Here is a 19,382-nt window from a genome sequence, read left to right as displayed (position 1 = left end):
TACGCTCGTTAAATCAGACGGCATCCGGAGCAGGTGTAGCGCTGTCGGCAACGTCATCTTTAGCTTCAGTTGGCGCTGTGGCATTGCCGCCACCAGTCGAGCCATCATCTGTCCAACCTTTTGGTGGACGCACTTCGCGACGCGCCATCAAGTCATCGATTTGCGGCGCATCGATGGTTTCGTACTTCATCAGAGCCTCAGACATGGAGTCGAGAATGTCGCGATTTTCAACGAGCATTTCGCGTGCTCTGGCATAGCAGCGATCAATCACCGAGCGCACTTCAATATCAATATCAATGGCTGTTTGGCTGGAAACACTTTTGTGCTGAGTGACCGAGCGGCCCAAAAACACCTCGCCCTCATCTTCTTCATAGAGCAATGGGCCGAGCTTCTCCGACAAGCCCCATTTTGTGACCATATTGCGAGCAAGCTCGGTTGCGCGCTGAATATCGTTGCTCGCGCCAGTGGTCACACCTTCAAAGCCTAGCGTCAACTCTTCGGCAATACGCCCGCCAAACAAGGAGCAGATATTGCCTTCAATGCCACGCTTAGACATCGAGTAGCGGTCTTCTTCCGGCAAGAACATGGTCACGCCGAGTGCGCGGCCACGAGGAATAATTGAGACTTTATAAACCGGGTCATGCTCAGGAACGAGGCGACCGACAATGGCATGCCCCGCTTCGTGAAACGCCGTGTTCAGTTTTTCTTTCTCTGACATCACCATAGATTTGCGCTCAGCGCCCATCATGATTTTATCTTTGGCTTTCTCAAACTCATTCATGCTGACTTGCTTGAGGTTGCTACGAGCGGCAAATAACGCCGCCTCGTTAACTAAGTTTGCCAAGTCGGCGCCAGAGAAGCCCGGCGTGCTGCGCGCCAATGTGTTGGGTACGACATCATTGCCCATCGGGATTTTGCGCATGTGCACAACCAAAATTTGCTCACGACCACGTACATCCGGCAAACCAACAACCACTTGACGGTCAAAACGACCGGGGCGCAGCAAGGCTGTATCGAGCACATCGGGGCGGTTAGTAGCGGCGATGACGATGACACCTTCATTGCCCTCAAAACCATCCATTTCAACCAATAATTGGTTCAATGTTTGCTCGCGCTCATCGTGACCACCGCCCATGCCGGCGCCGCGATGGCGGCCGACCGCATCGATTTCATCGATGAAAATAATGCATGGCGCCTGCTTTTTAGCCTGCTCAAACATATCGCGCACGCGGCTAGCGCCAACGCCGACAAACATCTCGACAAAATCTGAACCTGAGATGCTGAAAAATGGCACTTTCGCTTCGCCAGCAATAGCTTTCGCTAACAGCGTTTTACCGGTGCCCGGCTGACCTACCATGAGAATGCCGCGAGGAATACGGCCACCGAGGTTTTGGAATTTGCCCGGATCGCGTAAGAACTCAACTACTTCGCTGACTTCTTCTTTGGCTTCGTCACAGCCGGCAACATCGGCAAAAGTGACTTTGATTTGATCTTCGGTGAGCTGACGTGCGCGTGACTTACCAAAGCTCATTGGGTTACCGCGACCGCCGCCGCCACCCATGCCGCCACTCATTTTCCGAGATAGAAAAATAAATAAAGCGACCATCAGCAAGATCGGGAATGCAGCAACTAATAGTTGCGACAACATGCCCTGCTGTTCAGGAGCGGCGCCTTCTACGGTCACTTTTTGACGTAGTAGCTGATTAATCAGATCTTTGTCTTCAGCGGGAGGGCGCACAGTTTCAAATTTGGCACCACCCGAACGCTGTCCAGTGATCAGGTCAGGCTGGATGCGCACGCTTTTAATCTCGCCTGCATCAACTGCAGCGACAAAGTCACTGTAATTCATCGCGGCGCTAGGCGCTTTTTGATTGAAGCTACCGAAAACGTAGGCTAGTGCCCCTGCAACCAGTAACCACACCACGATGTTTTTGCCGAAATCATTCACGCGACAACCTCCAGGTCAGCCGACCTTGTTGTGGCAGCTTAAAGCTGCCGAGAGCGATGGACACTCCATCACTTAGGCTCGCGGAGTCCGCTCGCCACTAAATATACTTCTCGCGAACGCGCTCGCGAGGCGTCTGGCTTACGCGCTTTCAACACCGCAAAGTGTTGCAAGATCGCTCGCCGATATTCTTCGTAACCTTCGCCATGAAAGGCCTTTACAACAAAAGTGCCTTTCGGGCGCAGAACTTGTACTGCCATATCTAATGCCAATTCGCATAAGTACATGGCTCGCGGCAAGTCCACCGAAGTGTTACCAGACATATTGGGGGCCATATCACAAATTACAAGGTCCATAAGCTCGCCATTAAGCTCAGCCATGATGGCATCGTTAACTTCTTGCTCACGAAAATCGCCCTGAACAAAGGTTACATCTGGCAAAGCATCCATCGGCAAAATGTCAGTAGCAACAACTTTACCGCGACCATCCATCAGCCGGCCCGCAACTTGGCACCAGCTTCCTGGCGCCGAACCCAAGTCTAAAATATTCATGCCCGGGCGAATTAGCTTATCTTTTTCCTGCAGCTCAAGAAGCTTATAGCTAGCGCGCGAACGGTAGCCATCCTGCCAAGCTTTTTGCACATAATGGTCGTCAAGATGCTCTTGCATCCAGATTTTGCTACGGCCAGAGAGCTTACGATTTGTGATTTTTGTGGCCATAACACCGACAACACTACAGACAATGCGAGAAAAACAGGAACTAGCGCCGACAACCCGCTAGAATAGGCACTCTTTTTACCAGAATTCGGCGAGTTTTGCCCTGCTAAATGCAGGCAACCGCCCTAGAGCTGAGGTTATCGTGAGCTTGTCCACCGCTGAGAAAAAACGTTTGCGCCAAATTGGCCATCACCTAAACCCGCTAGTACAACTTGGCGGCAATGGTTTAACTGAGGCGGTGCTTGCAGAGATTGACGCTCGCTTGGAAGACCATGAGCTGATTAAAGTTCGCGTTGGCGGTGAAGACCGCGCAGCACGTACCGAAGTCATTACTGAGATCGCTAGCGCTACGCAGTCGCAGATTGCTCAAAGCATTGGCAAGCTGGTTTTGCTTTATCGCCCATCGAAGCGTCCAGACCCAAAACTTTCGAACTTGTTACGCGCGCTAACCTAAGCACTCATAAGCTCGCACTGAAACCTTAAGTGCGAGCTTATTTGTCGCTTGTTCGCGTGGTCGTTAGCCATGAAAGCAACTTGGTTAACGTCTTATGCATTTCTTCGTAAGTCGTTTTAGGCCACTGCAAAAGTGTCTCAGTCGACTGCACGGCAGGGCCGGCAGCAAGCTCATCACCGCAATGAGCAACTAAGTCTTCAAGCCCATCTGGCTTGATTTCCAAATGGCACTGCAGAGCCAACGCGCGATCGCCAAGCAACGCAGCTTGTACGCCGCACGCCTTGCTGCTTGCCAACAACTCCGCACCATCGGGTAGCGAAAAGCATTCGCCATGCCAATGCAGTACGCATAAGTCGTCGAGCACATTCGGTATCGATGATGTTGATGCATGTCCAGACAGGCCAAACCAGCCAATCTCGCGCACGGGGTTAGGGTTAACCTCACCGCCCAAGCACAAGCTCATTTGCTGAGCGCCTAAGCAGATGCCCAATGTCGGCACACCACGCGTGATGGCTTCGCGCAAAAAAGTGCGCTCGTCGGCAAGCCATGGATACTGTTCGTTGTCATGCACACTCATTGGCCCGCCGAGACAGACCAACAAGTCTATGCCGTCCAGTGCTGGCAGCTCAGGGTTGCCGTCATACCAAGCGGTTGTGCTGACTTCGGCGCCGTGCGCAGAAAGCCAATCAGCAATATAGCCGGGCCCCTCAAAAACTACATGCTGCAGAATATGTGCGCGTTTAACAGCCATGGAGTGTTACTCGTTATTCGTAGCGAACTGCCATGACTTCAAACTCGACGGTGCCGCCGGGCGTCTCGATGAGCGCTTCATCGCCTTCAGTCTTACCAATCAAGCCACGCGCAATGGGTGAATTGACTGAAATTTTACCGATTTTAAAATCGGCTTCGTCATCGCCAACAATGTGATAAGTCTTGGTTTCGCCGGTATCGATGTTTTCGATATCGACTGTCGCACCAAAAATCACCTTGCCAGTTTTCGGCATCTGCAAAATATCGATAATTTGCGCATTTGACAGCTTACCTTCGATATCTTGCAGGCGACCTTCAATGAAGCCCTGCTGCTCGCGCGCAGCGTGATACTCAGCGTTCTCTTTCAAGTCGCCGTGGGCGCGCGCCTCAGCGATCGCCGCAATAACCGCAGGGCGATCGATGAATTTCAGCTTATTGAGCTCAGCCTTTAGTGCGTCTGCGCCTTGAACCGTCATCGGATAACGTTGCATATCAAAGTCCCTCGTGGAGATCCTGCAAGCGACGCACCGTTAATGCATCTTTGGAGCGCAGTGACTGACTAACCGCTTCGGCGCCGCTGAGCGTGGTCGTGTAGTAGACCTTACCCTGCAATGCGCTACGGCGAATGGAGAACGAGTCTTCCTGCGCCTGCTTGCCTTCCGTGGTGTTAATGATGAAGTTGATTTCGCCATTCTTCAACATGTCGACGATGTGTGGGCGACCTTCGGTCACTTTATTCACACGCTCACAAGCAATGCCTGCCGCAGCAAGTATTGCTTGTGTGCCGCTGGTGGCAACGAGCGAGAAGCCCAGCTCAGCCAATTCGCCAGCGACGCGCGAGACATGCGGCTTGTCAGACTCACGTACTGATAAAAATACACGACCACCGGTCGGCAGGCGCTCATTCGAGCCTAATACCGCCTTGTGGAAAGCCTCGGCGAAGGTTGCGCCGGAGCCCATGACCTCACCGGTGGATTTCATTTCTGGGCCAAGAATTGGATCAACGCCAGGGAACTTCGCGAAAGGGAACACCGCTTCTTTCACGCTGTAATAGTTCGGGATGATTTCCTTGGTGAAGCCTTGATCCTGCAAAGACATACCGGCCATGCAACGCGCTGCAACTTTGGCTAGCGAAACACCGATGCATTTCGACACAAAAGGCACGGTGCGCGATGCACGTGGGTTAACTTCGAGCACATAGACGTCGCTGCCTTTGACGGCAAACTGCACGTTCATCAGGCCAATAACACCCAGCTCGCGTGCCATAGCGACGGTTTGCTCACGCATCACGTCTTGTAGCTCAGCCGACAGGTTATATGGCGGCAATGAACAGGCCGAGTCACCGGAGTGAATACCGGCTTGTTCGATGTGCTGCATGATGCCGCCGATCACCACGGTGGTGCCGTCGCTGACGCAGTCAACATCGATCTCAATGGCATCATCTAAGAAGCGATCGAGCAGCACCGGCGATTCATTTGAGGCGCTAACAGCTTCGCGCAGATAACGCGCCAGCTCAGCATCGTTAAAAACGATTTCCATGGCGCGGCCACCAAGCACATAGCTCGGGCGCACAACCAAGGGATAGCCAACTTCCGAAGCTAGCAACAAGCCCTCTTCTGTCGAGCGCGCTAGACGGTTTGGTGGCTGCAAAAGATTTAAACGCTCAACCATTTGCTGGAAGCGCTCACGGTCTTCTGCACGATCAATAGCATCTGGCGATGTGCCGATGATAGGTACGCCGGCAGCCTCGAGTGCGCGCGCTAATTTTAGTGGCGTTTGGCCACCGTATTGCACGATCACACCTTTGGGCTTTTCTAGCGCAGCAATCTCAAGCACATCTTCTAGCGTGACCGGCTCGAAATACAGGCGATCGGAAGTATCGTAGTCGGTAGAAACTGTTTCTGGGTTGCAGTTGATCATGATGGTTTCATAACCATCTTCGCGCATCGCCAATGCCGCGTGGACGCAGCAATAATCGAACTCAATGCCCTGGCCGATACGGTTTGGACCACCGCCCAGCACCATAATTTTGTTGCGATTGCTTGGCTCAGCTTCGCAAGTCTCTTCGTAGGTCGAGTACATATAGGCGGTGCTAGTCGCAAACTCGGCAGCACAGGTATCGACGCGCTTATAAACCGGGCGAATGCCTTGGCTCCAGCGGCGCTTACGCAGCTCTTGCTCTGACACACCGATAAGCGTGGCTAAGCGGCTGTCGGCAAAGCCTTTGCGCTTGAGTTTCCACATGGCATCGCGGTCGAGATTGGCAAAGCCGAGCTGAGTCACACCGGCTTCAGTTTTAATCAGATCTTCGATCTGCACTAAGAACCAAGGATCGACACCGGTTAAGCGGAATACTTCGTTAACGCTTAGCCCCATGCGGAAAGCATCACCGATATACCAAATACGCTCGGGGCCTGGGTTCGACAATTCATTGCGAAGCTTGGCTTCGGCATTTGGTGCGCTGGGATCGAGAATTGGCGTGAAGCCATCGACACCAACTTCAAGGCCGCGCAGAGCCTTCTGTAAAGACTCTTGGAAAGTACGGCCGATGGCCATGACTTCGCCAACCGACTTCATCTGCGTCGTTAAGCGTGGCTCTGCTTGGGCAAATTTCTCGAAGTTGAAACGAGGAATCTTAGTGACGATATAGTCGATTGAAGGCTCAAATGACGCCGGGGTTAAACCACCGGTGATGTCATTTTTCAACTCATCAAGGGTGTAACCAACTGCCAATTTGGCCGCGACTTTAGCAATCGGGAAGCCAGTGGCTTTTGACGCCAGCGCCGATGAACGCGACACACGCGGGTTCATCTCGATAACGACCATGCGGCCATCATCTGGACTGATACCAAACTGTACGTTGGAGCCGCCGGTTTCAACACCGATTTCACGCAGCACGGCGCAAGAAGCGTCGCGCATGATTTGATATTCTTTATCGGTCAGCGTTTGCGCAGGTGCTACCGTGATCGAATCGCCGGTGTGCACGCCCATGGCGTCGAAGTTTTCGATGGCGCAGACGATGATGCAGTTGTCGTTGCGATCGCGCACGACTTCCATCTCATATTCTTTCCAACCAATTAATGACTCATCGATGAGCAATTCATTGGTTGGCGATAAGTCTAGGCCGCGCTCGCAAATCTCGATGAATTCTTCACGGTTGTAGGCAATACCACCGCCGGAGCCGCCCATGGTGAACGACGGGCGAATAATCGATGGAAAGCCAGTGGTTTCGAGCACAGCAAAGGCTTCGTCCATATTGGTGGCGATGCCAGCGCGTGGGCACTCGAGGCCAATACGGCGCATAGCCTGGTCAAACAGCTTGCGGTCTTCCGCCATGCGGATAGCTTCTTTCGAAGCGCCAATCAGCTCAACATTGAATTTCGCCAACACGCCTTTCGCATCTAACTCGAGCGCGCAGTTCAGCGCGGTCTGGCCGCCCATGGTCGGCAGGAGCGCATCGGGGCGCTCTTTCTCGATAATTTGCGCAACGGTTTGCCACGTGATCGGCTCGATATAAGTCGAGTCGGCCATCGACGGGTCGGTCATGATGGTGGCTGGGTTCGAGTTCACCAGAATGACGCGATAGCCCTCTTCACGCAGCGCCTTACACGCTTGCGCGCCGGAGTAATCGAACTCGCAGGCTTGGCCAATGACAATCGGACCTGCGCCGATGATGAGAATGCTTTGGATATCAGTACGCTTTGGCATGTCTTACTTCCGAGCCTGCATCAATTCAAAAAAGTGGTCGAACAAGGGCTGCACATCTGTTGGCCCGGGGCTAGCTTCAGGGTGTCCCTGGAAACTAAACGCTGGCTTATCGGTGTGATGCAGGCCTTGCAACGAATCATCGAATAGTGACTTGTGAGTTGCACGCAATGTCGCGGGCAGTGTCGCTCCATCTACGGAGAAGCCGTGGTTCTGACTGGTAATCATGACGCGGCCGGTGTCTAAATTCTGCACTGGATGGTTGGCGCCATGATGGCCAAATTTCATTTTTAGTGTTTTCGCACCTGAGGCGAGCGCTAACAGCTGATGCCCTAAGCAGATGCCGAAAATTGGTAAGTCTTTATCTAAAAAGGTCTTAATCGCCGCAATGGCGTAGTCGCAAGGCTCAGGATCGCCTGGACCATTGGAGAGAAAGACGCCATCGGGGTTCATTGCCAGTACATCAGCCGCCGAAGTTTGAGCCGGCACCACAATCAGCTCGCAACCACGATCAACCAGCAGGCGCAGAATGTTGTGCTTAACACCGAAGTCATAGGCCACGACTTTGAAGCGCGGCGCTTCAGTTGGCGTGACATAACCTTTCGCCAGATCCCAGCTACCTTCTGTCCAGCGATAAACTTCTTTTGTGCTGACGACTTTGGCTAAGTCCGCGCCCTTCAAGCTAGGCACTTTTTTCGCGCTAGCAATGGCCGCCTCAACCGCACCTTCTACTTCTGCAGCGGCGCCGGCGACAATAACGCCATTTTGCGTACCGCTTTCGCGCAAGATGCGCGTTAAGCGGCGCGTGTCGATTTCAGCAATAGCGACAACATTGTTGCGCACCAAATAGTCTGGCAGCGTCTCGGTCATACGCCAGTTGCTAGCGATCATCGAGCTATCACGGATGATTAAGCCCGCAGCCCAAACCTGAGTAGATTCGTTGTCTTCGTTGTTTACGCCGGTGTTGCCAATGTGCGGATAGGTCAAGGTGACCATTTGCTGGCAATACGATGGGTCGGTCAGAATTTCCTGATAACCAGTCATGGCGGTATTAAAAACGACTTCGCCAGATGATTGACCATCTGCTCCGATTGATACGCCCTTGAAAACACTTCCGTCTTCTAGCGCGAGAATGGCAACTTTGCTCAAACCGACCTCCACACAGCGATTTTAGTTAAGCGCGCGTGCAAAAAAGCGAGAAGCGATGACAATCCTTCTCGTTCTATCCATATAGGGGTTGCACGCTGGCACGATTTGAAGCGGCATTCTACGCAGATGCATGCCCGCTGTCCAACCAAACACATCCTTAAACTGCGTAATTAGGGTGTGAATACAGTGGGCTGTTGCGGCAAGTTACGCTAAGCCAAGCACGTCTTGCATGGAATAAAGCGCCGGCACTTGCGCATCCTTATCTGAAGCAAGCCAGCGCGCAGAGCGCACAGCACCGGTGGCGAAATTGGCGCGATTGGTGGCAACGTGGCGAACTTCAACGCGCTCACCTTCGCCAAAGAAAAACACCGTGTGATCACCGACAGTGTCGCCGCCACGCAAAGTTTGAAAGCCAATTTGCTGGCGTTCGCGTGCGCCGGTGTGGCCATGGCGAGCATAGACCGCAACCTCATTAAGATCACGGCCCAATGCGCTAGCTACGGCTTCACCCATCATCAATGCTGTGCCCGAGGGCGCATCTACTTTGTGGCGGTGATGCGCTTCTAGCACGTCGATATCGACAGTGTCGCCAAAGGCTTTCGCCGCCAGCTCAAGCATCTTCAAGCTGACATTCACGCCTACTGAATAGTTGCCCGAATAGACCATAGCCTGTTGCGCACTTAATGCTTGCAGCTCAGCCTTTTGTTCAGCACTTAGCCCGGTAGTGCCAATAACCAAACCACGCCCTAGGCGCTGGCAAATGCCGGCATGAGTCAGCGTTGCAGCTGGCGCAGTGAAGTCGATGGCGACATCGAAATCGGCCTTAGCAAGATCATCAGTAATGGCGATATTGAGTCGACCTACGCCGGCAAGCTCGCCGGCATCCTGACCAAGAAACTCAGAGCCTGAGCGCTCAATCGCAGCGCTCAGCTCTGCGCCATCAGCGGCCTGCACAGCAGCGATTAGGGCGCGACCCATACGGCCGGCAGCACCACAGATAGCAATTCGTGTCATTTTGTCATCCCATCAAAAAAGTTACGCACCGCGCTAAAGAATGAGTCTTTATTAGGCGACTGCTTATTGCCATCGTCACTCATTGATTGCTTGAACTGACGCAGCAACTCTTTCTGCTCGCTACTTAAATGCACCGGCGTTTCCACGACTACGCGGCACAGCATGTCACCTTGCGCATGCGAGCGAATCGGCTTCACACCCTTGCCCTTGAGACGGAATAGCTTACCCGTTTGAGCGCCTTCAGGGATGCGCAGCTTCACGCGGCCATCGAGCGTTGGCACTTCCAACTCACCGCCGAGTGCGGCATCAGCAAAGTCGATTGGTACTTCGCAATAAAGATCGGCGCCATCACGCTTGAAAATACGATGCTCGCGCACCGATATTTGCACATAGAGATCACCCGCTGGACCACCTTGTGCGCCGGCCTCGCCTTCGCCAGTCAGACGAATACGGTCGCCAGTATCAACACCGGCCGGGATTTTCACTTCCAATGTTTTTTGCTTTCGCACACGACCTTCACCGCGACAGCTGCCGCAAGGATCAGTAATCACTGTGCCACGACCATGACAGCTTGGGCAGGTCTGACTCATGACAAAGAAGCCTTGCTGCACACGCACTTGGCCGCTGCCATTACAGCTGCGGCACTGGCTGGCACTTGTACCTTTTTTCGCACCTGAGCCATCGCAAGGCTCACATTCAGTCATGGTTGGCACGCTAATTTTTACTTTCGCGCCGCGCACAGCTTCTTCCAAATCCAGCTCTAAGGTATAGCCCAAGTCTGAGCCGCGATTGCTGCGCTGCTGACCGCCACGCCCGCCACCACCAAAAATATCGCCAAAGACATCGCCAAAGATGTCACCAAAACCAGCTCCGCCCGCACCACCACCACCGCCGCCCATATTCGGGTCGATGCCGGCATGACCATAACGATCGTAGGCCGCACGCTTGTCAGCATCGGAGAGCACTTCATAGGCCTCGTTGGCCTCTTTGAACTTATCTTCGGCCTCGACGCTATCAGGGTTACGGTCTGGGTGATGCTTCATTGCCAGTCGCCGATAGGCTTTTTTCAGCTCATCTGCCGGAGCATTTTTTTGTACACCCAATACTTCGTAAAAATCACGCTTGGCCATTTGTTAACCCTCAAGCTCTGCCGCTTTCATCTTATAAATGCAAACGCGGGGATATCCCCGCGTGTGCGTCACTACTCATCAATAGAGCTTATTTTTTCTCGTCTTTCACTTCTTCAAATTCGGCATCGACAGCGCCATCATCACGCTTTGGCTCGGCTGCTGGCTCATCGCTAGCACCGCCCGCAGCGCCTTCAGCACCGGCTTGATCAGCATACATTTTCTGCATGATCGGCATCGAAGCATTGCTCAACGCTTCTACCGCAGTATCGATCTGCTCTTTGTCGTTAGCCTTAATCGCGGCTTCGACTTTCTCGATTTCAGCATCGACAGTAGCTTTCTCTTCAGCCGTTACTTTATCACCCAGATCAGTCAGCGCTTTTTTCGTTGAGTGCACTAACTGGTCAGCTTGGTTGCGCGACTCAACAAGCTCAGTGAATTTTTTATCTTCCTCAGCGTTAGCCTCGGCGTCACGCACCATTTTCTCGATTTCCTCATCATTCAAACCGGAGTTGGCTTTAATGATGATGCTTTGCTCTTTACCGGTGGCTTTATCTTTAGCGCCGACATTCAAAATACCGTTGGCATCGATATCAAAAGTCACTTCAATTTGCGGCATGCCACGCGGTGCGGGTGGAATATCGCTCAAGTCGAAACGGCCCAGCGATTTGTTTTGCGAGGCTTGCTTACGCTCACCCTGCACAACATGGATAGTCACAGCTGCTTGGTTATCGTCGGCAGTCGAGAACACTTGCTGCTTTTTCGTTGGGATGGTGGTGTTTTTCTCGATCAACGCTGTCATCACGCCGCCCATGGTTTCAATACCAAGGCTAAGTGGCGTTACGTCGAGCAATAACACATCTTTAACATCACCAGACAACACGGCACCTTGGTAAGCCGCGCCAATGGCAACTGCCTCATCGGGGTTCACATCACGGCGTGGGTCTTGGCCGAAGAAGGCTTTGACGCGCTCCAACACCAAAGGCATACGTGTTTGGCCGCCGACTAAAATCACATCGCCGATTTCGCTAATTTTGAGGCCTGCATCAGCCAAAGCCACACGGCATGGCTCAATGGTGCGTGCCACTAAGTCTTCCACTAGCGCTTCTAATTTAGCGCGCGTGACCTTCACGTTTAAATGCTTAGGACCAGTGGCATCGGCGGTGATGTAAGGCAAGTTCACATCGGTTTGCGTGCTCGATGACAACTCGATTTTTGCCTTTTCAGCACCTTCTTTCAGTCGCTGCAAAGCCAATGGGTCGTTGTGCAGATCGATGCCTGTCTCTTTCTTGAACTCATCAGACAAGTAATCGATCAAGCGCAAGTCGAAATCTTCGCCACCCAAGAAGGTGTCGCCGTTGGTCGACAGCACTTCAAACTGGTGCTCACCGTCTACTTCGGCAATCTCAATGATTGAAACGTCGAATGTGCCGCCGCCCAAGTCATAAACGGCAATTTTACGATCGCCTTCTTTCTTGTCCATGCCGAACGCCAATGCCGCAGCAGTAGGTTCATTGATGATGCGTTTAACTTCCAAGCCCGCAATACGGCCAGCGTCTTTGGTCGCTTGGCGCTGCGAATCGTTGAAGTAAGCAGGCACAGTAATAACCGCTTCAGTCACAGCTTCGCCGAGATAATCTTCAGCGGTTTTCTTCATTTTCTTCAGCACTTCGGCGGAGATTTGTGGCGGCGCCTTTTTGTCGCCTTTGACATCAATCCAGGCATCGCCGTTATCCGCAGCAACGATGCTGTAAGGCACCATTTTGATGTCTTTTTGCACAACGTCATCTTTAAACTTACGACCAATCAAACGCTTAACAGCGAACAGCGTGTTTTTTGGGTTCGTCACGGCTTGGCGTTTTGCGCCGGCGCCAACCAACACTTCGTTGTCTGTGTAAGCAACAATCGATGGCGTAGTGCGCGCGCCTTCCGAGTTCTCAATAACTTTAACTTTGTCGCCATCCAAAATAGCTACGCAGCTGTTGGTGGTGCCCAAATCGATACCAATAATTCTACCCATGATGCTCTCCTACTAGCCCGGCGGCGTCGCCTGAGCTGTGACAAAAATGATTGCGCTTACTCGCGCCCTGTTTACTGATATGAGGCTATTGAAAACTTTTTCAAGCCCCAGAACCTATTCCCAGACAAAAAATATGTTTTAGCCAGCACTCGCGACAACAACCATGGCCGGCCGCAATAAACGCCCCGACAAGGTGTAGCCTTTTTGGAATACCGCAGTCACCGAGTTCGGTTCCGCTGTGGTCGATGGCTGAGTCGATACCGCCTGATGCAGCTCGGGATTGAACGGCTCGCCAAGTGGATCAACGGCCTCAACACCAAAGCGTTTCATGGTGTCGACAAAAAGCTTGTGCGTTAGGGTTACGCCTTCATGCAAGGCTTTTAGAGCTGACTCTTCCGATGGTGTAGCTTGCAGCGCACGCTCCAAATTATCGGCAACATCGAGCAGGCTGCCGGCAAACTTTTCTAAGGCAAACTTATGCGCAGCAGTGACATCGCGCTCTGATCGACGCTGAATGTTTTGCACTTCGGCCTGAGTGCGCAGCTGCAAGTCTTTCAGCTGGCCTTCCAGTTCGGCTATGCGCGCAGTTTGAAAATCTACGCTGTCGTCGGCAAATTCAGGGATATCCATAGCTTGCGGCTGAGCATCTACTGCCTGCTCTGGAATGTCGTCGTGCTCTGGGGGCGTTTGCTCGCTCATAAAAACTCCTACTTAGGCAACTTCGTGAATGCTTACTCTAGTGGTGTCACGTATTGTTTTTTTCAAGGGCTGCGTGAAAATTCACCATCGCCGCATCGCAAGTCGCGCATGGCTGGCCTATCATTAAGTCATCGACTCAAGAGTTTCTCGCCATGCTGAGCCTGCTTAAAATCAGCCAATTTGCCATCGTGGAAAACCTCGAGCTGGAATTCAACTCGGGCTTTAGTGTCATTACAGGCGAGACCGGCGCGGGCAAATCCATCCTTATGGATGCCCTGGGCCTGTGCTTGGGCGATCGCGCCGATGGCTCAGTGGTTCGCGCTGGCGCCGAGCGCGCCGATGTCAGCGCCTTATTTCAAGTCGGCTACCTGCCTGAAGCATCGGCTTGGCTGGCGGAGCGCGAACTCGACGAAGGCGACGAATGCACGCTACGTCGCACCTTCAGCCGCGATGGCCGTTCGCGCGCCTATATTAATGGCCGGCCCGCCAACCTCAGCGACTTGCGCGCTATTGGCGAATGCCTGATTGATATTCATAGCCAACACGAGCACCAAACGCTTTTACGCAAAGACAGCCATCGCAGCATGCTCGATAGCTTCGCCAAGCTACAGACCGAATCGAAGGCGCTGGCAGGTCACTTTTCGCATTGGCAAAATAGTGCCGCGAAGCTGGCCAAGGCCGAGCGCGCTGGCGCCGAACAAGCGGCGAGACTTGAGATTGTTGAGCATTTACTAACTGAGCTGGCGCAACTTAATCTTGGCAAAGATGAGTATCCGCGCTTAGAGCAACGCCACGACACGCTCGCGCATATAGGCACCTTGCAGCTAGACGGCGAGCAGGCTTTAGCGTTAATTAGTGAGGGCGAGAATGATACCGCCAGCCGCTACTTACAGCGCGCCATTCGCAGCCTAGAGCCACACGCCCAGCGCGCTACGGCACTTGCGGAAGCCATCGATCTATTGCGCAGTGCACAGATTCAGATTGAAGAGGCTAGCCCGTCGCTACGGCATTTCTTAGATGACCTAGAGGCCAGCCCAAATGAGCTTGCTGAGCTCGAGCAGCGCCTCAGCCAATGTCATCAGCTAGCCCGAAAGCATCGCGCCAATCCTGAAGAACTACCGACTATTGCAGAGACACTCGCCACTGAGCGCGACGCCCTGCTGGAAGCAGCAGACTTGGCTCAGCTTGCCGCGCAGGCTCAGGCTGCTGAAGAGACGTATCGAAGTCATGCACAAGCCTTACGACTAGCGCGCAGCAAAGCCGCGACAAAATTTTGTGAAGATATTCAGCAATTTCTTGCCGGCCTTGGCATGAGTAACGCACGCCTTGAGCTCACCTTAACGCCGCTAGCCAAACCTGCCGCTTATGGCCTCGATGACATCGAGTTTCAATTTAGCGCCAACCCAGGTCAGCCACTGCGTGCATTGGCAAAGGTCGCATCAGGTGGTGAGCTTTCACGGCTTTCACTAGGCATACAAGTGGTGCACGCGCGCCATTCGCCCGTTCCCGTCATGGTCTTTGACGAAGTCGATGTTGGCATTGGTGGTGGCATTGCTGAAGTCGTCGGCCGACTTTTACGCGCACTCGGTGAGCATGCTCAAGTTTTCAGCATTACACACCAGCCACAAGTTGCCGCGCGCGGACACCATCATTTGCGCGTAGAGAAGCGCGTTATCGACGGCACGACGCACAGCACTGTGGTGGCGTTAAACCAAGAGGAGCGCGTGGAGGAGATTGCGAGGATGTCTGGCGGCGTGACCATTACTGAGGAAACACGCGAGCACGCCAGAACCTTAATGGCCGACTAAGCAGCCATATCGGCGCTTAATCGGCCTTCTCTTCCTTAATACGGCGGACATAAAGCACGAGGCTATGATCAACCATCTCGTAGCCGCGAGCTTTCACCACCTCGCGTTGGCGACGCTCGATTTCTTGATCAAAAAACTCGATTACATCGCCAGTATCGACGCACACCATATGGTCGTGATGGTCGCCCTGACTCAGCTCAAATACTGAGTGGCCGCCTTCGAAGTTGTGACGCTCCACCATACCTGCCGACTCAAACTGCGTCAGCACGCGATACACCGTGGCGAGACCAACATCCTCACCAGCAGCTAATAGTGCTTTGTAGACATCTTCGGCGCTCATGTGATGCACATCAGAGCTTTCTAGTAGCTCTAAAATCTTCACTCGCGGCATGGTTACTTTTAAGCCCGCTTTGCGAAGCTCATAACTAGTTCCTGACATGGTTCGTCTCTTAGCTATAGTTTGCCGTATGATAGCCCGAAGAGTCGCTGGGTGCGCCCATCGAATCATTAAGTTACCCATTAAGCTACAAGGATCACTCGGGTCATGCAAAAGAAGCTGCTGGCAATCGCACTCACCGCTGCCGTATTGAGCACCGCGGGCTGTAAAAATGTATTTAGCGCCTACCGCATCGATGTGGTGCAAGGGCAAGCAGTCACTAGCGAACAGGCTGATAAAGTCAAAAATGGCATGACGCCTGCGCAAGTTCGCTATGTGCTGGGCTCGCCTCTGATCACCGATACGCTTAACCCCACTCGCTGGGATTACGCATATCGCTTTATTCCTGGCACCTACGCCAAAGAAGCCGGCATTGATAAAGTCCCGCATCGCCGCCTAAGCGTATTCTTTAGCGATGGCGTGGTTGCGCGCATTGATCGCGAAGGTCAGCTACCAAGCTCCGCGCCTGCATTACCTGGCAGCAAGGATGGCGCTGTGCGCACCACGCAGTCAGGCCTAGAGTCTCAGCGCCCCGCAGAATAAATAATGCTAAAAGCAAAAAAGCGCCATTGAGAGCAATCCTCAATGGCGCTTTAGTATGGTTAGCCCAAGCTACATGCCTAACCTGCCGGCAAAAGCCTGAGCTATCGGCATCATAAAATTGCCGTGACATCCCAAGTATGCTTACCAACACCATCGCCAACGCTGATAGTGAACGTTACCTTAACACTGCCTGCCACGGTCACTTCGCACTCAAGCGTTTTGCGCTTCGCACCAATAGCTTCAATCGCAGGAAGCTTAGTTAAGTCGAAAGTAGCGTCGTATAAGTTTGTCCATGAACCGCCGGTCGCTTTCTGCAAGTCACGCATATCGTAATAAGATGTTGAGCAGCTTCTATCAGCCCAGATCAAATGCACTGCGGCGCCATCTTTAATCAAAGACTCTTTTATTAGCTCAGCGCTTCGTGGCTCCCAGACTGTTCCATCAATATTACTACTCGAGCCAGACTTATGAGCACACTCATCTCCAATGGCAATATAAAAACGCCCCGCATCTTTACGGAAATCGATGCTTTTATTGAAATAATCGATAGGACCTAAGTAGTTCTCTGGGCTATCCCCTCCTCCCAAACCGCCTCCAACCTTACTCTTTACTTCAGTAAAGAAGGATTGCATATCATTCGCGGTAATAAGTGCCAGCCCAGTATCGGGGCGCTCACTACTATCGAAAGTGGGCGGCGCGCCCAAACTACCTTTTGCAACGCCATCGGAGGCGTAGCTAGAGCCTGAAGCTTTCAATGTTGCAAACGCATCGCCCACCGTAATGCCGGCAAAACGCACATCCAACTTCTGCTCTTCAAGCTTAGCGGCGAAATCAACAATTTTCTCCGCTAACTTTCCTGCCTGCGCGCCCATGCTGCCCGTAGTGTCTAAGCTCACTACAATATCGAATTTATCACCACTTCCCGACGCACCTGTTTCGATGCTCTTACATACAGCATCAGACACACTAGGAGCTGCGGCCTCTCTAGCAGCCATGCGAGCGCTACTAGCAGACTCGTTTACTGGCTCAATTTTCATATTGCTGATAACCGGCGTCTGCACTCCGTCGCCAATGTCTATACCGTTAACACGAATACCTAACTTTCCATCTTCAGTGGTGAACGTGCTGACTGTTGGCGTGACGCCAGAAGTATTATCTGGGCCAGCATCAACTTTTAACTCTTTAACTTTAAAGTCGCCAGCCTCTCTTGGCGGCGCCTCCTCAGGCGCACTACCAGTAGTAGCATCTTTTGCTCCGCCGCAAGCAGTCAAACCCAACATTAAAATTGTTGCCGCAGGCAATAGATAAGCTTTTTTCTTACTCATGTTAAACACTCCCTTGTCAGGCTCTTAAGTTTAGCCAAAGTCATTCGAATCAATACAGAATTGAAACACTTCCAGTGTGTACAGAGGGCATACAGTACCAAATATTTTTATATTGTCTAACCAATAAATAATTTTCCGATCAACGCAATTAATCGACAAAAGTCAGAAACATCCACCTGGCCGTTAATAAAAAATAACGCAGTTAAATACAAGCCTAATTAAATAGTAGCCTCGCCAAAATAAACTCGATTTAAATTTATCAATCAAACTCTTAGCGCGTGAGTTTTGCTTTTTCAGCGCGGGCTTTTCGTGCCGCTTTCGGGTCGATGATCAACGGTCGATAAATCTCCACGCGATCACCTTCCTGCAAAATATGCGTGCTCGGCTCAGCCACCACCTTGCTCCACACACCCACAACAGGCAGCTCGGCACTTTGCAGCGCCGGACATGCCGCTCGCACTTCATCGTCATTTAGTGCCTGCGCCAGCGTGCTGCCTTCTGGCACATCGCGCTGCCACAGCCACTGCCGCTCAACTTCGGCATACGCAATTTCGATACGCATTAGATCAGCCCAACTAATGAGCCCACGCCGGCCAACAGTGTAATGGGCGCCACCCAGCGAATCGCTATTCGCCAGACATTGTAGGCCGCCTCACTAGGCAGGTTTAAGGCTTTGCGAGCATGGCTCATTTTCATTATCCAGCCAGCGTATATCGCCAGCACCAGCGCATTCACGGTCATCCACAACAACAGCACCAAGCTCAGCTGCTGCAGGCGAATTAGCCCTGCGGTGTACCATAAGATTTCAGCCAAACCAATGACGACGACTAGCACCACAAATAGTGCAGGCCACATCGCTAAACCGCGAGCACTTAATACCGCCAACCATGGCCGCGCCAAAGCGAGCAGCATCAACAAGCATGCGACAGCGGCAAGTAGCACTGCTGCTAAGCCGGGCAACATCAGGGAAATCAGCATGGCCATCGAGAAGACTACGCTAGCGCCCTGCAATAGCGGCTGCGGCGTTACATGCTGCTGCCATGGCCAACGCACCATCAGACCAGCGCCACCAAGCAGCGCGCCGATGAGTAGCGCCGCAGACCAGCCGATACCGCCTGGCAGCGCCAAGCTAGAATCTAGCGGCCACACCTGTTCATGGCTCAGGCTATAAGCGCTAACGCCGGCTAGCAGCAACATAGGCAGTAGCCAATGCGTGAGATTAGCGCGGCCGACATAGCGCAATAGGCCAAGAAATACGGCAAAGGTTGTTAGCGCCGGCACCAACATTGCTGAAGACAACCAGCCCGACTGATCATGCATCAGGCTTTGCACGGCGACAGTAGTAAATACTCCTGCCCATGTAGCCGTTAGCACCATGGCTAACAAGCCCGCAAACAAGCCGCTATAGGCAATAAATCGCCAGCCGCGAGCGGCATCGCTTTCGCGGGTTAGGTGCTGCATGCCGTCGACCAATGAACGCTTGCTGCGCACTGCCAATGCGCGCTCGGCCAGAGCTAATGGCCATGCCGCGAACACTGCCGACAGCGCCATATAGGGCAATTCGCCCCAAAGCACGCCGGCGCCGACAAGACCTGCCCATGCGAGCACGGCCATTGCCACGATAATGCTGCTGACAGCAGACTCGCTGGCGACAATCGAAGTTGAGTGGGGAGTGGTCACCGATGTCATGA

At 52.9% G+C, this 19,382-nt stretch carries 17 protein-coding genes; 3 read left to right on the top strand and 14 right to left on the bottom strand.

Annotation, left to right across the window (positions count from 1 at the left end; genetic code table 11):
• Window positions 1-13 precede the first annotated feature (13 nt).
• Both ftsH and rlmE read right to left on the bottom strand, forming a co-directional pair.
• On the bottom strand, window positions 14-1,948 hold the full coding sequence (gene ftsH / locus ACFQ0F_RS10825; RefSeq protein ID WP_340675675.1) for an ATP-dependent zinc metalloprotease FtsH: 1,935 nt from the start codon (window positions 1,946-1,948) through the stop codon (window positions 14-16).
• A 68-nt stretch (window positions 1,949-2,016) separates the two neighbouring features.
• A complete protein-coding gene (gene rlmE, locus ACFQ0F_RS10820) occupies window positions 2,017-2,664 on the bottom strand; it encodes a 23S rRNA (uridine(2552)-2'-O)-methyltransferase RlmE (RefSeq protein ID WP_340675676.1) in 648 nt (215 codons plus the stop codon).
• 136 nt (window positions 2,665-2,800) lie between these two features.
• On the opposite strand from rlmE, the gene yhbY reads away from it, so the two are divergent.
• On the top strand, window positions 2,801-3,115 hold the full coding sequence (gene yhbY / locus ACFQ0F_RS10815; protein ID WP_340676133.1) for a ribosome assembly RNA-binding protein YhbY: 315 nt from the start codon (window positions 2,801-2,803) through the stop codon (window positions 3,113-3,115).
• Between the two features lie 37 nt (window positions 3,116-3,152).
• Here the strand turns inward: yhbY and ACFQ0F_RS10810 are convergent, their stop codons facing one another.
• From ACFQ0F_RS10810 to grpE, 8 genes are all read right to left on the bottom strand, one after another.
• Window positions 3,153-3,866 carry a type 1 glutamine amidotransferase gene (locus tag ACFQ0F_RS10810; RefSeq protein ID WP_379071973.1) on the bottom strand — a complete coding sequence of 238 codons (714 nt, stop codon included), beginning with the start codon at window positions 3,864-3,866 and terminating at the stop codon, window positions 3,153-3,155.
• Between the two features lie 13 nt (window positions 3,867-3,879).
• On the bottom strand, window positions 3,880-4,356 hold the full coding sequence (gene greA, locus ACFQ0F_RS10805; RefSeq protein WP_379071970.1) for a transcription elongation factor GreA: 477 nt from the start codon (window positions 4,354-4,356) through the stop codon (window positions 3,880-3,882).
• Window position 4,357: 1 nt separating this feature from the next.
• The gene (carB, locus tag ACFQ0F_RS10800) at window positions 4,358-7,573 is read right to left on the bottom strand and encodes a carbamoyl-phosphate synthase large subunit (RefSeq protein ID WP_340675679.1); all 3,216 of its coding nucleotides are present in this window, start codon (window positions 7,571-7,573) and stop codon (window positions 4,358-4,360) included.
• 3 nt (window positions 7,574-7,576) lie between these two features.
• Window positions 7,577-8,719: a glutamine-hydrolyzing carbamoyl-phosphate synthase small subunit gene (gene carA, locus ACFQ0F_RS10795; protein WP_340675680.1), complete on the bottom strand. Its 1,143-nt coding sequence runs from the start codon at window positions 8,717-8,719 to the stop codon at window positions 7,577-7,579.
• A gap of 204 nt (window positions 8,720-8,923) precedes the next feature.
• Window positions 8,924-9,733 carry a 4-hydroxy-tetrahydrodipicolinate reductase gene (dapB, locus tag ACFQ0F_RS10790; RefSeq protein WP_379071966.1) on the bottom strand — a complete coding sequence of 270 codons (810 nt, stop codon included), beginning with the start codon at window positions 9,731-9,733 and terminating at the stop codon, window positions 8,924-8,926.
• The gene (dnaJ, locus tag ACFQ0F_RS10785) at window positions 9,730-10,863 is read right to left on the bottom strand and encodes a molecular chaperone DnaJ (RefSeq protein WP_340675682.1); all 1,134 of its coding nucleotides are present in this window, start codon (window positions 10,861-10,863) and stop codon (window positions 9,730-9,732) included. Before dnaJ ends, dapB begins: the two co-directional genes overlap by 4 nt.
• Window positions 10,864-10,951: 88 nt before the next feature.
• Window positions 10,952-12,880 (bottom strand): molecular chaperone DnaK, encoded by a 1,929-nt coding sequence (dnaK, locus tag ACFQ0F_RS10780; RefSeq protein WP_340675683.1) that lies wholly within the window; start codon window positions 12,878-12,880, stop codon window positions 10,952-10,954.
• A gap of 138 nt (window positions 12,881-13,018) precedes the next feature.
• Complete coding sequence (grpE, locus tag ACFQ0F_RS10775; protein ID WP_379071962.1) at window positions 13,019-13,579, bottom strand: nucleotide exchange factor GrpE; 561 nt, start codon at window positions 13,577-13,579, stop codon at window positions 13,019-13,021.
• Between the two features lie 152 nt (window positions 13,580-13,731).
• Here grpE and recN point away from each other — a divergent pair, with 152 nt between their 5' ends.
• Window positions 13,732-15,387: a DNA repair protein RecN gene (gene recN / locus ACFQ0F_RS10770; protein ID WP_379071959.1), complete on the top strand. Its 1,656-nt coding sequence runs from the start codon at window positions 13,732-13,734 to the stop codon at window positions 15,385-15,387.
• A gap of 16 nt (window positions 15,388-15,403) precedes the next feature.
• Here recN and fur read toward each other — a convergent pair whose 3' ends face one another.
• Window positions 15,404-15,826 carry a ferric iron uptake transcriptional regulator gene (gene fur, locus ACFQ0F_RS10765; protein WP_340675686.1) on the bottom strand — a complete coding sequence of 141 codons (423 nt, stop codon included), beginning with the start codon at window positions 15,824-15,826 and terminating at the stop codon, window positions 15,404-15,406.
• Window positions 15,827-15,931: 105 nt separating this feature from the next.
• Between fur and ACFQ0F_RS10760 the strand changes: the two genes are divergently transcribed.
• Window positions 15,932-16,366, top strand: coding sequence for an outer membrane protein assembly factor BamE (locus tag ACFQ0F_RS10760; RefSeq protein ID WP_379071956.1), 435 nt, complete (start codon window positions 15,932-15,934; stop codon window positions 16,364-16,366).
• A gap of 110 nt (window positions 16,367-16,476) precedes the next feature.
• Here ACFQ0F_RS10760 and ACFQ0F_RS10755 read toward each other — a convergent pair whose 3' ends face one another.
• From ACFQ0F_RS10755 to ACFQ0F_RS10745, 3 genes are all read right to left on the bottom strand, one after another.
• Complete coding sequence (locus tag ACFQ0F_RS10755) at window positions 16,477-17,691, bottom strand: hypothetical protein (protein ID WP_379071953.1); 1,215 nt, start codon at window positions 17,689-17,691, stop codon at window positions 16,477-16,479.
• Between the two features lie 271 nt (window positions 17,692-17,962).
• Window positions 17,963-18,253 carry an RnfH family protein gene (locus ACFQ0F_RS10750; RefSeq protein ID WP_340675688.1) on the bottom strand — a complete coding sequence of 97 codons (291 nt, stop codon included), beginning with the start codon at window positions 18,251-18,253 and terminating at the stop codon, window positions 17,963-17,965.
• Complete coding sequence (locus ACFQ0F_RS10745) at window positions 18,253-19,380, bottom strand: hypothetical protein (RefSeq protein WP_379071950.1); 1,128 nt, start codon at window positions 19,378-19,380, stop codon at window positions 18,253-18,255. The genes ACFQ0F_RS10750 and ACFQ0F_RS10745 overlap by 1 nt, the downstream gene beginning before the upstream one ends.
• Between the last annotated feature and the right edge of the window lie 2 nt (window positions 19,381-19,382).

The sequence above is a fragment of the Paraperlucidibaca wandonensis genome, assembly GCF_042677145.1.
GTDB lineage: Bacteria > Pseudomonadota > Gammaproteobacteria > Pseudomonadales > Moraxellaceae > Perlucidibaca > Perlucidibaca wandonensis.
This window is presented reverse-complemented; position numbering and strand designations above follow the sequence as displayed.

Coding starts and splice junctions, on each gene's coding strand:
- rlmE (WP_340675676.1), bottom strand. CDS start 2,664: ATGGCCACAAAAATCACAAATCGTAAGCTCTCTGGCCGTAGCAAAATC.
- ACFQ0F_RS10810 (WP_379071973.1), bottom strand. CDS start 3,866: ATGGCTGTTAAACGCGCACATATTCTGCAGCATGTAGTTTTTGAGGGG.
- greA (WP_379071970.1), bottom strand. CDS start 4,356: ATGCAACGTTATCCGATGACGGTTCAAGGCGCAGACGCACTAAAGGCT.
- carB (WP_340675679.1), bottom strand. CDS start 7,573: ATGCCAAAGCGTACTGATATCCAAAGCATTCTCATCATCGGCGCAGGT.
- dapB (WP_379071966.1), bottom strand. CDS start 9,733: ATGACACGAATTGCTATCTGTGGTGCTGCCGGCCGTATGGGTCGCGCC.
- dnaJ (WP_340675682.1), bottom strand. CDS start 10,863: ATGGCCAAGCGTGATTTTTACGAAGTATTGGGTGTACAAAAAAATGCT.
- dnaK (WP_340675683.1), bottom strand. CDS start 12,880: ATGGGTAGAATTATTGGTATCGATTTGGGCACCACCAACAGCTGCGTA.
- grpE (WP_379071962.1), bottom strand. CDS start 13,579: ATGAGCGAGCAAACGCCCCCAGAGCACGACGACATTCCAGAGCAGGCA.
- recN (WP_379071959.1), top strand. CDS start 13,732: ATGCTGAGCCTGCTTAAAATCAGCCAATTTGCCATCGTGGAAAACCTC.
- fur (WP_340675686.1), bottom strand. CDS start 15,826: ATGTCAGGAACTAGTTATGAGCTTCGCAAAGCGGGCTTAAAAGTAACC.
- ACFQ0F_RS10760 (WP_379071956.1), top strand. CDS start 15,932: ATGCAAAAGAAGCTGCTGGCAATCGCACTCACCGCTGCCGTATTGAGC.
- ACFQ0F_RS10755 (WP_379071953.1), bottom strand. CDS start 17,691: ATGAGTAAGAAAAAAGCTTATCTATTGCCTGCGGCAACAATTTTAATG.
- ACFQ0F_RS10750 (WP_340675688.1), bottom strand. CDS start 18,253: ATGCGTATCGAAATTGCGTATGCCGAAGTTGAGCGGCAGTGGCTGTGG.
- ACFQ0F_RS10745 (WP_379071950.1), bottom strand. CDS start 19,380: ATGACATCGGTGACCACTCCCCACTCAACTTCGATTGTCGCCAGCGAG.